The organism is Streptomyces sp. NPDC027962 (assembly GCF_055566095.1).
In genome coordinates this window covers 115,582-129,416 of sequence record NZ_JBVHTA010000011.1, presented here as the reverse complement: position 1 = coordinate 129,416, position 13,835 = coordinate 115,582, and the positions used below count along the sequence as shown (strand labels likewise).

Below are 13,835 nucleotides of genomic sequence, written 5' to 3'. Positions count from 1 at the left end.
CCCCTGACCAGCCAGGCCCGCTCTGTGCACGGTCAATCTAGTGGGTGGGCCCTGGCGCGGGCGGCACTCCGGCCAACGCTCGGGGGTGTGGCCCGGTCTGCGGCCCCGGTTCGGCCGGGTCCCAGGGGCAGCCGTGAGCACAACGGGCCCGCACCGGATCAAGCAGCCCCGCCCTTCAGGAGGGCCTATGGCCGTCGCGGACAACGACACACCCCCAACACTCCCGAACGGCGCATGCCCGCATCCGCGCCCCGCGCCTAGCCTGCGGAGAAAGACAACAAGCGTCCGGATACACCCCCAGGAGCCCCGCATGACCGCAATCCCGCAGGAGCGCCGCGTCGTCACCGCCATCCCCGGCCCGAAGTCGCAGGAGCTTCAGGCCCGCCGCACGGCCACGGTCGCCGGCGGTGTGGGGTCCGTACTGCCCGTCTTCACGGCCCGTGCGGGTGGCGGGATCATCGAGGACGTCGACGGCAACCGTCTGATCGACTTCGGCTCCGGCATCGCCGTGACCTCGGTCGGCGCCTCCGCCGAAGCCGTCGTGCGCCGGGCGAGTGCCCAGCTGCAGGACTTCACCCACACCTGTTTCATGGTGACCCCGTACGAGGGTTACGTGGAGGTGTGCGAGCAGCTGGCGGAGCTGACGCCGGGCGACCACGCCAAGAAGTCCGCACTGTTCAACTCGGGCGCCGAGGCCGTCGAGAACGCCGTCAAGATCGCCCGTGCGCACACCAAGCGCCAGGCTGTCGTGGTCTTCGACCACGGCTACCACGGCCGTACGAACCTGACGATGGCACTGACCGCCAAGAACATGCCGTACAAGCACGGCTTCGGCCCGTTCGCGCCCGAGGTCTACCGCGTCCCGGTCGCCTACGGCTACCGCTGGCCGACCGGGCCGGAGAACTGCGGTCCCGAGGCCGCCGCCCAGGCCATCGACCAGATCACCAAGCAGATCGGCCCGGAGAACGTCGCCGCGATCATCATCGAGCCGGTCCTCGGCGAGGGCGGCTTCATCGAGCCGGCCAAGGGCTTCCTCCCGGCGATCGTGAAGTTCGCCAACGACAACGGCATCGTCTTCGTCGCCGACGAGATCCAGTCGGGCTTCTGCCGCACCGGCCAGTGGTTCGCCTGCGAGGACGAGGGCATCGTCCCCGACCTGATCACCACCGCCAAGGGCATCGCCGGCGGTCTGCCACTGGCCGCCGTGACCGGCCGCGCCGAGATCATGGACGCCCCGCACGCGGGCGGCCTCGGCGGCACCTACGGCGGCAATCCGGTGGCCTGCGCCGGCGCGCTCGGTTCCATCGAGACGATGCGCGAGCAGGACCTCAACGGCAAGGCCAAGCGGATCGAGGAGGTCATGAAGGGCCGTCTCGCCGCGATGCAGGAGAAGTACGACGCCATCGGCGACATCCGCGGCCGCGGCGCGATGATCGCGATCGAGCTGGTGAAGGACCCCGCCACCAAGGAGCCCAACCCGGAGGCGACAGGCGCGCTCGCGAAGGCCTGCCACGCCGAGGGACTGCTCGTCCTCACCTGCGGCACCTACGGCAACGTGCTGCGCTTCCTGCCGCCGCTGGTGATCGGCGAGGACCTGCTGAACGAGGGTCTCGACATCCTCGAGCAGGCGTTCGCAGCGCTCTGACCGGCGGCGACGGATCCGCTCTGTGAAGAAGCTGTGGGGGGCCGATGGCGGGATGGAGATCCGGCTGTCGGTCCCCTTCCGCCTGACGTACGGTTCCTGCAGATGAGAGAAACACCCCGCTCGCAGGAGACTGCGGGCGACCCCGGGCCGGAGCCTCCCCAGCCTCGACCTGGCCGTGCCCTCGCGCACACCACTGGAGCATCAGGCTCCGGAACTCCTCACCGATCGGATGGCCGCCCGCCCCAAACCCCCCGGGGCGCGCGGCAAACCGGTCCGGCCGGCCGCCTCGGAACCACCCCCCCTGTTCCGAGGCGGCCGGCCTCTCGGCGTTCCGGCGCCGCGGCGGCGCTGTGTGCCGTGCTCTTCGCCGTCGTCACCTGGCAGGTGGCCGTCGAGGGGCCGCTGCTGAGCGCGGACGTACGGCTGGGCCGCGCGCTGTTCGGCACCGGACCGACCGCGCTCACCGAACTGCTCGCCGATCTCGGCAACATGACCGTCGCTCCTCTCGCCCTCGTCGCGGCGATCGCGTACGTCTTGCTGCGTGACCGGCGGCAGTGGCGGGCGGCGCTGTGCGCCGCGCTCGCGATGGCGGCCGTGCCCGCGCTGGTCGTACCGCTCAAGCTGTGGATCGCCCGCCCGGGCCCGCTGGAGCCGGGCACCGGCTGGTACCCGTCGGGCCATACGGCGACCGCGACGGTCGCCTACCTCGGCGCCGCGCTGCTCATCACGCCGTATCTGCGCCGGAGATGGGCGATGCCCGTCGCCGCGGTGCTCACGGTGGCGACGGGCATCGGCCTGGTGCTGCGCGGCTATCACTGGCCGCTGGACGTGCTGGGCAGCCTGTGCTTGTTCGGGACGCTGCTGCCCTGGCTCAGCGCCATGCGTCGTAAGTGAACTACGCCACACCGACAGTGACGGCAGGTCAGCTGTCGAAGCCGAGACCGAACCGGTCCATCGTCCTCAGCCACAGATTGCGCCGGCCGCCGTTGGCGTCGGCCCTGGCCATCGACCACTTGGTCAGGCCGATACCGGCCCACGCCGCCGGCTCCGGCGGGAAAGGAAGCGGTTTGCTGCGCACCATCTTCAGCTCGGTCCGTTCGGTCGGCTCGCCGCCGAGCAGGTCCAGCATCACGTCGGCGCCGAAGCGGGTGGCGCCGACGCCGAGGCCCGTGTAGCCGGCCGCGTAGGCGACCTTCCCGCCGTGCGCGGTCCCGAAGAAGGCGGAGAACCGCGAACAGGTGTCGATGGCACCGCCCCAGGCGTGGCTGAACCGCAGTCCCTCCAACTGCGGGAAGCAGTGGAAGAAGTGCCGGGCGAGCTTCAGGTACGTCTGCGGCCGGTGGTCCATCTCGGCGCTCACCTTGCCGCCGAAGGGGTAGATCGCGTCGTAGCCGCCCCACAGGATGCGGTTGTCGGCGGTGATGCGGAAGTAGTGGAACTGGTTGGCGCTGTCGCCGAGCCCCTGCCGCCGCTTCCAGCCGACGGAGGCGAGCTGCACGGCACTGAGCGGCTCGGTCATCAGGGCGTAGTCGTAGACGGGCACGGTGTACGCGCGCACCCGCCTGACCAACGAGGGGAAGACGTTCGTGCCGAGCGCGACGCGGTGGGCGAGGACCCGGCCGTAGGGGGTGCCCACCACGATCCCGGGTCCGGAGGCGGCCATCCGCAGCCCGGGCGTGTTCTCGTAGATACGGACGCCGAGCTCCTGGCAGGCCCGCTTGAGCCCCCAGGCCAGCTTCGCCGGGTGCAGCATCGCGACGCCGCGCCGGTCCCACAGACCGCCGAGGAACGTCGGCGAGTCGACCTCGGCACGCACGGCGTCGGCGTCCAGGAGCTCGAGGCCGGTGAAGCCGAGGCGGGCGGCCTCGTCGTGCATCTCGTGGAGTTCGGCGAGCTGGTGCGGCTCGGTGGCGACGTCGATCTCGCCGGTGCGCTCGAAGTCGCAGTCGATGCCGTAGCGCGCGACGGCGTCCTCGATGGCGTCGAGGTTGCGCGCGCCGAGCTCCTCGAGTTTCGCCATCTCGTCGGGCCAGCGGGCCAGTCCGTTGCCGAGGCCGTGGGTGAGGGAGGCGGCGCAGAAGCCGCCGTTGCGGCCGGAGGCGGCCCAGCCGGTCTCCCGCCCCTCGATCAGCACGACATCCCGGGCGGGATCCCGTTCCTTGGCGAGCAGCGCGGTCCACAGCCCGCTGTAGCCGCCGCCGACGACGAGAAGCTCGCAGCGCTCGTCGCCGGCGAGGGCCGGCAGCGCGTCCGGCTTGCCGGGGTCTTCCAGCCAGAAGGGCGCGGGCCGGGCGTCGGAGAGTGATGTCGCGAAGGTCATGGCGGCTGGAGCCATGGTTTCCACTCCTTTTGATACTGCGTCAGCTGCGGCTACTGCGCCTACTGCACGAGGGCGCGTTTCTTGCGACGGCCGCTGATGAACTGGCCGCCCGCCACGATCAGTACGGCGACGGCGAACATGGCGGTACCGATGACGTTGATCTGGACGGGCGTGCCGCGTTGCGCCGAACCCCACACGAACATGGGGAAGGTGACGGTGTTGCCCGAGTTGAAGTTGGTGATGATGAAGTCGTCGAAGGACAGGGCGAAGGCCAGCATCGCGCCCGCCGCGATGCCGGGCGCGGCAATCGGCAGGGTGACCCGCAGGAACGTCTGGACGGGCCCCGCGTAGAGGTCCCTCGCCGCCTCCTCGAGCTTCGGGTCCATCGACATCACCCGTGCCTTCACCGCCACCACGACGAAGCTGAGGCAGAACATGGTGTGTGCGATGAGGATGGTCCAGAAGCCCAGCTCGGCGCCCATATTGAGGAAGAGCGTGAGCAGCGAGGCGGCCATGACCACCTCGGGCATCGCCATCGGCAGGAAGATCAGCGAGTTGATGGTGCCGCGCGCCCGGAAGCGGTAGCGGACCAGCGCGAAGGCGATCATCGCGCCGAGCACGGTGGCGCCGATCGTCGCCCACAGGGCGATCTGGAGGGACAGCACGAGAGAGCCGCACAGGTCGGCGACACCGCAGGGGTCCCGCCAGGCGTCGGTGGAGAACTCCCGCCAGGAGTAGTTGAAGCGCCCGGCCGGCTTGTTGAAGGAGAACACCATCACGACGATGTTCGGCAGGATCAGATAGGCGAGCGTGAGCAGGCCCGCGATGACCACGAGATTCCGCTTGATCAGTCGCATCAGACGAGATCCTCCGTTCCGGACCGGCGGATGTAGACCGTGACCGTGATCAGCACGACCGCCATCAGGATGAACGACAGCGCGGCCGCCGTCGGGTAGTCGAGGACCCGAAGGAACTGCGACTGGATGACGTTTCCGATCATGCGCGTGTCCGTGGAGCCCAGGAGTTGGGCGTTGACGTAGTCGCCGCTCGCCGGGATGAACGTCAGCAGCGTGCCGGAGACGACGCCCGGCATGGAGAGCGGGAAGGTCACCTTGCGGAAGGTGGTGGAGGGCTTGGCGTACAGATCGCCCGCCGCCTCGTGCAGCCGGGGGTCGATCCGCTCCAGCGAGGTGTAGAGCGGAAGGATCATGAACGGCAGGAAGTTGTACGTCAGACCGGTGACGACGGCGAGCGGTGTGGCGAGCACACGGCTGCCCTCGGTCAGGCCGAGCCAGCTGGTGACGTCCAGGAAACCGACGGTGTTGAGGACCTCGACCACCGGCCCGCCGTCCGCGAGGATCGTCTTCCAGGCCAGCGTCCGGATCAGGAAACTGGTGAAGAACGGGGCGATGACCAGCACCAGCAGCACGTTGCGCCAGCGCCCCGCCTTGAACGCGATCAGGTACGCGAGCGGGTAGCCGAGCAGCAGGCACAGGACCGTGGCGGTGCCCGCGTACAGCAGGGAGAGCAGGAACTGCGGGTAGTACTGGGTCAGGGCGTCCCAGTAGGTCGCGAAGTGCCAGGTGACCTTGTAGCCCTCTTCCAGCGAGCCCGTCTGCACGGACGTCGACGCCTGGTAGACGAGCGGGAGCGCGAAGAAGACGACCAGCCACAGGATGCCGGGCAGCAGCAGCCAGTACGGGATCAGCCTGCGGCGCATCGAGGTCTTGTGGGCGGCCGGTTGCGCGGGTGCCGGGGAGGCGGGCGGCGCCTCGGTGACGGTCATGGCGTCTCCCCCACCGTCTCCACACCGGCGTCGATGGCCTGGTCGGCGTCGAGGCCGAAGGTGTGCTCCGGGTTCCAGTGCAGGACCACCTCGGCGCCGGGGGCCAGGCCCGCGCGGTGCTCGACGTTCTGTGCGTAGACCTCCAGGCCCTTGCCCGCCGGACTCTCCACGACGTACTGGGTGGAGACGCCGATGAACGAGGAGTCGACGATCCTGCCGGTGACGGTGTTGCGGCCGGCGGGCACGGAGTCCGCGTCCCCGGCCGGGGTGAGGGAGATCTTCTCCGGGCGGACGCCGACGAGCAGCCTGCCGCCGGCGCGGGTCGCGTCCGGGCAGCGCCCGGCGGGCAGCCGGAGCTTGCCGCCGGCCGCGGTGACGACGACCTCGCCGCCGGTGTTCTGGACGACGTCGGCCTCGATGAGGTTGGAGGTGCCGAGGAAGTTGGCGACGAACGTGGTGTTCGGGTTCTCGTACAGCTCGGCGGGGGCCCCGAGCTGCTCGACCCGGCCGCCGTTCATCACCGCGACCGTGTCGGCCATCGTCATGGCCTCCTCCTGGTCGTGCGTGACGTGCACGAAGGTGATGCCGACCTCGGTCTGGATCCGCTTGAGCTCCAGCTGCATCTGGCGGCGCAGTTTGAGGTCGAGAGCGCCGAGGGGTTCGTCGAGGAGCAGCACCTGCGGGTGGTTGATGAGGGCGCGGGCGACGGCCACGCGCTGCTGCTGGCCGCCGGAGAGCTGGTGCGGCTTGCGCTGCGCGAAATTGCCGAGCTGGACGAGTTCCAGCATGTCGTCGACCTGCTTCTTGATCGACTTGATGCCGCGGCGGCGCAGTCCGAAGGCGACGTTCTCGTAGATGCTGAGGTGCGGGAAGAGCGCGTAGCTCTGGAAGACCGTATTGACGGGGCGCTTGTGCGGCGGCAGGCCGGTGACGTCCTTGCCGCCGAGCAGGACGGTGCCGGTGGTGGGCTCCTCCAGTCCGGCGATCATCCGCAGTGTGGTGGTCTTTCCGCAGCCGGAGGCGCCGAGCAGGGCGAAGAACGAGCCTTCGGGGACGGTCAGGTCCAGCGGGTGCACGGCCGTGAAGGAGCCGTACGTCTTGCTGATCCCGGAGAGGCGGACATCGCCGCCCGCTTGCTTTTCAGTCATGGGTCGCGGTCCCAGGTGTGTCGGGGGCAGGGGCGGGTCAGGCGCCGATGAGCTTGGCGAACTTCTCCTCGTACGCGGTCTCTTCCGTGGGGGAGAGCGAGCGGAACGAGTGGGACTTGGCGGCCATGGCCTCGTCCGGGATGATCAGCGGATTGTTCGCCAGCTCCGGGTCGATCTTGGCGAGCTCCGGACCGACTCCGGCGACCGGCGTCACGTAGTTGATGTACGCCGCGAGCTGGGCGGCGACGGGGAGCTCGTAGTAGTAGTCGATGAGCCGCGTGGCGTTCTTGCGGTGCCTGGCCCCGGCGGGGACCAGCAGGTTGTCGGTGGCCGTGACGTACCCGGGGGCGGGGATCGCGTACTTGATGTCCGGGTTGTCGGCCTGCAGCTGGATGACGTCACCGGCCCACGCGAGACAGGCGGCGAGGTCTCCCTTGGCGAGGTCCGCGGTGTAGTCGTTGCCTGTGAAGCGCCGGATCTGCTTCTTGTCGACGCCCTTCTGGAGCCGGCCGATGGCGGCGTCGAAGTCGGCGTCGGTGAACTTGGCGGGGTCCTTGCCGAGGTCGAGCAGGGTCATGCCCACGGTGTCGCGCATCTCGGTGAGGAAGCCGACCCGCCCCTTGAGGGAGGGGTCGTCCAGCAACTGGGTGACGGAGTCGACCTTGCGTCCGCGAGTCGCCTTTGCGTTGTAGGCGATGACGCACGGGATGCCGGTCCACGGGTAGGAGTAGGCCCGGCCCGGGTCCCAGTCGACGGTGCGGAACTGGGAGGACAGGTTGGCGTAGGCGTGCGGCAGCAGGGCCGGGTCGAGCTGCTGCGCCCAGCCGAGCCGGATGATCCGGGCGGCCAGCCAGTCGGTGACGTTGATCAGGTCGCGTCCGGTGGCCTGGCCGGCGGCGAGCTGCGGCTGGATCTTCCCGAAGAACTCGACGTTGTCGTTGATGTCCTCGGTGTACTTGACCTTGATGCCCGTGCGCTTGGTGAACGCGGCGAGGGTGGGCCTGGTCTTCCCGTCCTCACTGGTGTCCATGTACTCGGTCCAGTTGGAGAAAACGACCAGCTTCTCCTGGTCCGAGTGGTCGTCGGCGTCCGCCGCCCCGCCTTCCCGCTTGGCGGGCGGGATGCCGCAGCCGCTGAGGATGCCCGCGCCGCCGACGGCGAACGCTCCGGCTCCCGACGCACGCAGCAGCGAGCGGCGGGACAGCGCCCCTCGCCCGTCTCGCAGGCTGCGCCGCATGGCCGCGAGCTGTGCCGCGGAGAGGCGCTCGGTCTCGTACTGCTCCATGACGCTCTGCCCTTTCGGGTGGATCTGGCCGCCGAAGATGCGGCTGCCGGCTAACGGCCTTGGAAGATCGTGCGGTGCCAGTCCTTGCGGACGATGGCGGTGTTGTCGTACATCACATGCTTGACCTGCGTGTACTCCTCGAAGGAGTAGGCCGACATGTCCTTCCCGAAGCCGCTGGCCCTGTATCCGCCGTGCGGCATCTCGCTGATGATCGGGATGTGGTCGTTGACCCACACACAGCCCGCCTTGATCTCGCGGGTGGCGCGCCCGGCGCGGTAGACGTCCCGGGTCCAGGCGGAGGCGGCCAGGCCGTAGGGGGTGTCGTTGGCGAGCGCGATGCCTTCGTCGTCGGTGTCGAAGGGCAGCACGACCAGGACGGGCCCGAAGATCTCGGACTGGACGATCTCGCTGTCCTGGGCGGCGCCGGTCACGAGGGTGGGCAGGTAGTAGGCGCCGCTCTGCAGCTCGCCCCGGGGCGCTTCGCCGCCGGTGACGACGGTGGCGTAGGCGCGCGCCCGGTCGACGATGGCGGCGACGCGGTCACGCTGGAGATGGGAGACGAGCGGGCCGAGGTCGGTGCTCGGGTCGAACGGGTCGCCGAGGCGGACCGTCGCCATCAGAGAGGCGACGGCTTCGACAAAGGCGTCGTACAGGGGCCGCTGGACGTAGGCGCGGGTGGCGGCGGTGCAGTCCTGGCCGGTGTTGATGAGCGACCCGGCGACCGCGCCGTGCGCCGCGGCCTCGAGGTCGGCGTCGTCGAAGACCACGAAAGGGGCCTTGCCGCCCAGTTCGAGGTGGAGCCGCTTGACGGTGGACGTGGCGATCTCCGCGACGCGCTTTCCGACGGCCGTGGAACCGGTGAAGGAAGTCATGGCGATGTCCGGGTGGCCCACCAGGTGCTCGCCGGCGTCCTTCCCCGCGCCGCTCACGATGTTGACGACACCGTCGGGGATGCCCGCGTCCGTGGCCGCCTGCGCGAACATCAGCGAGGTGAGCGGGGTGATCTCGGCCGGTTTGAGAACGATGGTGTTGCCTGCGGCGATGGCCGGCAGGACCTTCCACGCGGCCATCTGGAGCGGATAGTTCCAGGGGGCGATGGAACCGACCGTTCCGATCGGTTCCCGCCGTACGTACGAGGTGTGATCGCCACTGTACTCGCCGGCGGACTGCCCCTGGAGGTGACGGGCGGCGCCGGCGAAGAAGGCGGTGTTGTCGACGCTACCGGGCACGTCGAACTCGGTGGTCAGCTTGACCGGCTTGCCGCACTGGAGCGATTCGGCCCCGGCGAGGTCCTCGGCCCGGTCGGCGAGCACGGCCGCGAAGCGGTGCAGCGCGTCGGAGCGCTCGCCGGGGGTGGCACCGGCCCAGCCGGGCAGTGCGTCGCGGGCGGCGGCGACGGCCGCGTCCACGTCCGCGGCGCCCGCCAGTTCGTAGGTGTGGACCGTCTCGCCCGTGGCCGGGTCGACGATGTCCTGCAGGCGTCCCGAGGTGCCGGGGCGCACCCTCCCCCCGATGTACTGCGCGCCGGCCGCGAAGCGGTCGTGCGCCTGGAAGCGGTTGCCCATGGTGCTCTCCGTTGTTCCAGCCCGATTTGAGTGCCGATCCTGGCAGAGAGCGACCTACTCAACAAGGGATTCCGTTGTTGCCTTTTGATTACGCGACGGAATCGGTCGACCAAGTGTCGCGTCTACGGCCGTTTCGCGGGACGGGGTGTCAGTGGCGGCTGCGACACTCACGTGCATGGGGATCGAAGAGCTGATCAAGCAGGCTGCCGACGGACAGCGGTTCAAGTACCTGCACTTCTGGGGGCACCGCTCGCGACCGGACGGCACCATCGGCAGGAGCTGCCTGAGTCAGTGGTGGCCGTCACCCTTCGTGGTGGACGGCGTGCGGTACGAGACAGCGGAGCACTGGATGATGGCGTCCAAGGCACGGCTGTTCGGGGACGCCGACGCGGAGCGCAAGGCACTGGCGGCGCGGACCCCCGCGGAGGCCAAGAAGGCGGGGCGGCTGGTGCGCGGCTTCGATGACGGCATATGGGAGCGCGAGCGGTTCGGCGTCGTGCGCTCCGGCAGTGTGCACAAGTTCGGGCAGGACGCGGCGCTGCGCTCGTTCCTGCTGGGCACCGGGGACCGGGTGCTGGTCGAGGCGAGCCCGATGGACCGCATCTGGGGCATCGGGCTCGCCTCGGACGACGAGCGGGCGCAGGATCCCGCTCGATGGCGCGGGCTCAATCTGCTGGGGTTCGCGCTGATGGAGGCGCGTCAGGAGCTACGGGCAAAGGCCTGACACCTACCGCCTGTCGTCCACGACCAGGTGGTTCGAGTAGCTGTCGTAGTCGTACTCTTCCTGCTGCTCCCTGTCCTCGTTGATCGCCCAGATGAGGCCCCACGCGAACAGGGCGATGATCACGGCGCCGATGACGATGCCGCAGGCGCCGAGGATGATGCCTGCCAGGGCCATGCCGCCGTTGGTCGCCTCGCCGCGCTGGGCGCGCTTGCGGCCGAGGATGCCGAAGATCAGCGCAAGGGTGCCGAGGACGATGCCGACGACGCCGTAGAGGCAGAAAAGACAGACGGAGAGGATGCCGAGCACCATCGCCGTGATCCCCATGCCGTTGGCCGGGGTCTGCTGCCAGCCGGCCTGGCCGTATCCCGGGTAGCCCGGGTATCCCGCGCCGTACGGGTCGGGGGCGCCGAAGCCGGCGGCTGCGGCGGCCGGCGGCTGCGGCAGGCTCGGGGCGGCCGGGTAGCCATAGGCTCCGGCGACGGGCTGGACGGGGGCCGGTCCGCCGGGCGCGACCGGAGGCGGCGGCACGGACCCGGTGTCCCCGGGGCCCGCGCCGGGCATCCCGATGACCGTCGGCTGGTCGTGCACGCTCGGCGGCTGGGTGGACGCCGGCTTGTCCAGGGGCACCCTGCCCGCTGCGGAGCCGCCCTCCGGCAGGGCCCACGGATCGTTCGGCTGAGGCCCGCCGGGCGGCTGGGCCTGATTGTCAGACATGGTTCTCCCCCATCGGTGGTCCGGCCATGTTACGGCCTTGGTTTCCGGCCCCGACGGGCCGCCTACGATGATCCGGGAGCAGGACAACCGGCCGACGAGCAGGACCCTGCCCGTGAGCCGGAGCGGCGCGTCGCACTTGGAGGAACCGATGACCGATCTGCACCCCTTCATCGCAGGGCTGCCCAAAGCAGAGCTGCATGTGCACCATGTCGGTTCCGCCTCCCCCCGGATCGTCGCCGAACTGGCGGCGAACCACCCGGACTCCAAGGTCCCGACCGATCCCGAGGCGCTCGCCGACTACTTCACCTTCACCGACTTCGCGCACTTCGTCGAGGTCTATCTCTCGGTCGTGGACCTGATCCGCACTCCGGAGGACGTGCGGTTGCTCACCTTCGAGGTCGCCCGCGACATGGCCCGGCAGAACATCCGCTACGCCGAGCTGACCATCACGCCGTTCAGCTCCACCCGCCGCGGCATCGACGAGAAGGCCTTCATGGCGGCCATCGAGGACGCGCGCGCAGCGGCGGAAGCCGAACTCGGGGTGGTGCTGCGCTGGTGCTTCGACATCCCCGGAGAGGCAGGTCTCGAGGCCGCGGCGGAGACCGCCAGGCTCGCAGTCGACCTGCACCCGGAGGGCCTGGTCTCCTTCGGGCTCGGCGGCCCCGAGATCGGCGTCGCACGCCCGCAGTTCAAGCCGTACTTCGACCGCGCGATCGCGGCAGGCCTCCACTCGGTGCCGCACGCGGGCGAGACGACCGGACCGCAGACGATCTGGGACGCTCTGAACGACCTCCGTGCCGAGCGCATCGGCCACGGCACCAGCTCGACGCAGGACCCGGAGCTGCTGGCGCACCTGGCGGAGCGCCGGATCGCGCTCGAAGTGTGTCCCACCTCCAACATCGCCACCCGGGCCGTCACCGATCTCGACCGGCACCCGATCAAGGAGATGGTCTCCGCCGGTGTGCTGGTGACCGTCAACAGCGACGATCCGCCCATGTTCGGCACCGACCTCAACAACGAGTACGCCGTCGCCGCCCGGCTGCTGGACCTCGACCAGCGCGGCCTCGCCGACCTCGCGAAGAACGCGGTGGAGGCATCGTTCCTCGACCCGGCCGGCAAGGCCCGGATCGCCTCGGAGATCGACACGTACACCGCCGAGTGGCTCACCCGCTGACGTGCGCCCGGTGGCGGTGGTCGCCCACCGCGGCGACCCGTACCGGTTCCGTGAGAACACGCTGCCGTCGCTGCGTTCGGCCTTCGAACGCGGCGCGGACGCGGCCGAGATCGACGTACGGCTCACCCGCGACGGTGTGCCCGTCCTGCTGCACGACGCGACGCTGAAGCGGCTGTGGGGGCACGACCGGCCGCTGGCGCGATTCACCCGGGCAGAGGTGGAGCACCTCACGCACGGCGGTGTACCGACCCTGCGCGAGGCGCTGGACGCGGTCCGGGACCACCGCCTGATGATCGACCTGCCCGGGGCCACGCCCGAGGCCGTGCGGACCGTGGTGGACACGGTCCACGACTGCGGCGCCGGCGAGCAGGTGTACTACTGCGCCGGCCCCGCGACGATGCTCGCGGTGCGGGCCGCGGACGCGTCGGCGGAGATCGCGATGACATGGACGACGCTCGCCCCACCGCGCCCGGCGCTGCTGGACGCCGTGAAGCCGCGGTGGCTGAACTACCGGTTCGGCCTGGTCGGACGGGAGTTGACGGGCCGTCTGCACCAGGACGGTGTGCTCGTCTCGTCCTGGACGGCCGACACCCGTCGTACGATGCGGCGATTGATCGACTGCGGCGTCGACTCCATCACCACGAACCGGGTCGACGCGCTGAGGGCCGTCCTGGACGACTCGCGCTCTTCGAAGGGCGGCCGCAGCCGGCCCTGTCCCCGGGAGGGGGAGACGGGCGCCGTCTCGCCGGAACCGCCGGACGAACCGGAGGCGGCGAGGTCGAGGAGCGTCATCGCCCTTCCGGCAGACGGGCGGCGCGCTCGCCGTGGCCGTCTTCGGGGCCTTGGTCGCGGACCGGGGTGAGTTCAATGGTGGGTCTGCGGGTCGCTCTGTGCGTTGCGGCGGTGATGCCGGCAGTCACCACGGCCGCGGCCCTCACGCTGCCGCGCTGCCGTGGCTGACCGGCGCCGTCAGCGCCTCCAGTTGTTTGATCTTGCGGCGGACGAGATACAGCGGGATCACCCCGAAGACGCCGAAGGACATGTCGATGACGGACCACCAGAGCGGGATGCCGCGGATCGGTCCGCAGATCAGGGCGAGCGGAATGATCCCGGCACAGGCGATCATGCCGAACTCGACGACCCAGATGTTGCGCACCGGGTCGCGGTAGGGGCCGTAGAAGGCGACGGCGATCACCAGGTGGGCGAAGGCGAGCCAGTCCGTGCCGTAGAACACGAACGGGTACTTCTCGTCGGTGGCGTCGAGCCCTTCCCGTACGCGCTCGATCCACTCCACGAGCGCGGGCATGTGCTCGGGGAGGGGCGACGCCGGGGGCGTCAACAGGTCGTCCAGCAGGCGCAGTTCGGTCACCAGGGGAAACGCGGTCGCTCCACTGAGGACCAGGCACACGACGAAGAAGGCCAACCAGACACGTATCCCCCGCAGCAGGGCTGCTCGCTCGCTCATGCGGGCAGC

The 13,835-nt window shown here is 70.0% G+C and carries 12 protein-coding genes and 1 pseudogene; 5 read left to right on the top strand and 8 right to left on the bottom strand.

Annotated elements, in window-relative coordinates; translation table 11 throughout:
- Positions 1-310: 310 nt before the first annotated feature.
- Together gabT and ACZ4SA_RS13515 are read left to right on the top strand one after the other, a co-directional pair.
- Positions 311-1,645 carry a 4-aminobutyrate--2-oxoglutarate transaminase gene (gabT, locus tag ACZ4SA_RS13520; protein WP_468273397.1) on the top strand — a complete coding sequence of 445 codons (1,335 nt, stop codon included), beginning with the start codon at positions 311-313 and terminating at the stop codon, positions 1,643-1,645.
- Between the two features lie 102 nt (positions 1,646-1,747).
- Positions 1,748-2,539, top strand: a complete 792-nt coding sequence (locus ACZ4SA_RS13515; protein ID WP_468273395.1) for a phosphatase PAP2 family protein — start codon at positions 1,748-1,750, stop codon at positions 2,537-2,539.
- Positions 2,540-2,567: 28 nt separating this feature from the next.
- Here the strand turns inward: ACZ4SA_RS13515 and ACZ4SA_RS13510 are convergent, their stop codons facing one another.
- From ACZ4SA_RS13510 to ACZ4SA_RS13485, 6 genes are read right to left on the bottom strand one after another with little or no spacing between them, the layout of a single operon-like run.
- Positions 2,568-3,980 carry an NAD(P)/FAD-dependent oxidoreductase gene (locus tag ACZ4SA_RS13510; protein WP_468273393.1) on the bottom strand — a complete coding sequence of 471 codons (1,413 nt, stop codon included), beginning with the start codon at positions 3,978-3,980 and terminating at the stop codon, positions 2,568-2,570.
- Positions 3,981-4,024: 44 nt separating this feature from the next.
- Positions 4,025-4,822, bottom strand: a complete 798-nt coding sequence (locus ACZ4SA_RS13505) for an ABC transporter permease (RefSeq protein ID WP_468273391.1) — start codon at positions 4,820-4,822, stop codon at positions 4,025-4,027.
- Positions 4,822-5,751, bottom strand: coding sequence for an ABC transporter permease (locus tag ACZ4SA_RS13500; protein ID WP_468273389.1), 930 nt, complete (start codon positions 5,749-5,751; stop codon positions 4,822-4,824). The genes ACZ4SA_RS13505 and ACZ4SA_RS13500 overlap by 1 nt, the downstream gene beginning before the upstream one ends.
- The gene (locus tag ACZ4SA_RS13495) at positions 5,748-6,899 is read right to left on the bottom strand and encodes an ABC transporter ATP-binding protein (protein WP_468273386.1); all 1,152 of its coding nucleotides are present in this window, start codon (positions 6,897-6,899) and stop codon (positions 5,748-5,750) included. Before ACZ4SA_RS13495 ends, ACZ4SA_RS13500 begins: the two co-directional genes overlap by 4 nt.
- Positions 6,900-6,936: 37 nt before the next feature.
- Positions 6,937-8,184, bottom strand: a complete 1,248-nt coding sequence (locus ACZ4SA_RS13490) for a polyamine ABC transporter substrate-binding protein (protein ID WP_468273384.1) — start codon at positions 8,182-8,184, stop codon at positions 6,937-6,939.
- A gap of 50 nt (positions 8,185-8,234) precedes the next feature.
- Complete coding sequence (locus tag ACZ4SA_RS13485; protein ID WP_468273382.1) at positions 8,235-9,749, bottom strand: gamma-aminobutyraldehyde dehydrogenase; 1,515 nt, start codon at positions 9,747-9,749, stop codon at positions 8,235-8,237.
- A gap of 175 nt (positions 9,750-9,924) precedes the next feature.
- Between ACZ4SA_RS13485 and ACZ4SA_RS13480 the strand changes: the two genes are divergently transcribed.
- Positions 9,925-10,473 (top strand): NADAR family protein, encoded by a 549-nt coding sequence (locus ACZ4SA_RS13480; RefSeq protein WP_468273380.1) that lies wholly within the window; start codon positions 9,925-9,927, stop codon positions 10,471-10,473.
- A 3-nt stretch (positions 10,474-10,476) separates the two neighbouring features.
- On the opposite strand, the gene ACZ4SA_RS13475 is transcribed toward ACZ4SA_RS13480, so the two are convergent.
- Positions 10,477-11,187 (bottom strand): DUF4190 domain-containing protein, encoded by a 711-nt coding sequence (locus tag ACZ4SA_RS13475; protein WP_468273377.1) that lies wholly within the window; start codon positions 11,185-11,187, stop codon positions 10,477-10,479.
- A gap of 148 nt (positions 11,188-11,335) precedes the next feature.
- On the opposite strand from ACZ4SA_RS13475, the gene ACZ4SA_RS13470 reads away from it, so the two are divergent.
- On the top strand, positions 11,336-12,361 hold the full coding sequence (locus ACZ4SA_RS13470) for an adenosine deaminase (protein WP_468273374.1): 1,026 nt from the start codon (positions 11,336-11,338) through the stop codon (positions 12,359-12,361).
- A 1-nt stretch (position 12,362) separates the two neighbouring features.
- Positions 12,363-13,037: pseudogene (locus tag ACZ4SA_RS13465) on the top strand (glycerophosphodiester phosphodiesterase); the annotation flags it as partial.
- Between the two features lie 258 nt (positions 13,038-13,295).
- Here the strand turns inward: ACZ4SA_RS13465 and ACZ4SA_RS13460 are convergent.
- Entirely contained in the window at positions 13,296-13,826 is a 531-nt protein-coding gene (locus ACZ4SA_RS13460; protein ID WP_468273373.1) for a hypothetical protein, read from the bottom strand.
- Between the last annotated feature and the right edge of the window lie 9 nt (positions 13,827-13,835).

What these genes read in the sequence shown, in the direction of transcription:
- gabT (WP_468273397.1), top strand. Translation starts at nt 311, where the DNA reads ATGACCGCAATCCCGCAGGAGCGCCGCGTCGTCACCGCCATCCCCGGC.
- ACZ4SA_RS13515 (WP_468273395.1), top strand. Translation starts at nt 1,748, where the DNA reads ATGAGAGAAACACCCCGCTCGCAGGAGACTGCGGGCGACCCCGGGCCG.
- ACZ4SA_RS13510 (WP_468273393.1), bottom strand. Translation starts at nt 3,980, where the DNA reads ATGGCTCCAGCCGCCATGACCTTCGCGACATCACTCTCCGACGCCCGG.
- ACZ4SA_RS13505 (WP_468273391.1), bottom strand. Translation starts at nt 4,822, where the DNA reads ATGCGACTGATCAAGCGGAATCTCGTGGTCATCGCGGGCCTGCTCACG.
- ACZ4SA_RS13500 (WP_468273389.1), bottom strand. Translation starts at nt 5,751, where the DNA reads ATGACCGTCACCGAGGCGCCGCCCGCCTCCCCGGCACCCGCGCAACCG.
- ACZ4SA_RS13495 (WP_468273386.1), bottom strand. Translation starts at nt 6,899, where the DNA reads ATGACTGAAAAGCAAGCGGGCGGCGATGTCCGCCTCTCCGGGATCAGC.
- ACZ4SA_RS13490 (WP_468273384.1), bottom strand. Translation starts at nt 8,184, where the DNA reads ATGGAGCAGTACGAGACCGAGCGCCTCTCCGCGGCACAGCTCGCGGCC.
- ACZ4SA_RS13485 (WP_468273382.1), bottom strand. Translation starts at nt 9,749, where the DNA reads ATGGGCAACCGCTTCCAGGCGCACGACCGCTTCGCGGCCGGCGCGCAG.
- ACZ4SA_RS13480 (WP_468273380.1), top strand. Translation starts at nt 9,925, where the DNA reads ATGGGGATCGAAGAGCTGATCAAGCAGGCTGCCGACGGACAGCGGTTC.
- ACZ4SA_RS13475 (WP_468273377.1), bottom strand. Translation starts at nt 11,187, where the DNA reads ATGTCTGACAATCAGGCCCAGCCGCCCGGCGGGCCTCAGCCGAACGAT.
- ACZ4SA_RS13470 (WP_468273374.1), top strand. Translation starts at nt 11,336, where the DNA reads ATGACCGATCTGCACCCCTTCATCGCAGGGCTGCCCAAAGCAGAGCTG.
- ACZ4SA_RS13460 (WP_468273373.1), bottom strand. Translation starts at nt 13,826, where the DNA reads ATGAGCGAGCGAGCAGCCCTGCTGCGGGGGATACGTGTCTGGTTGGCC.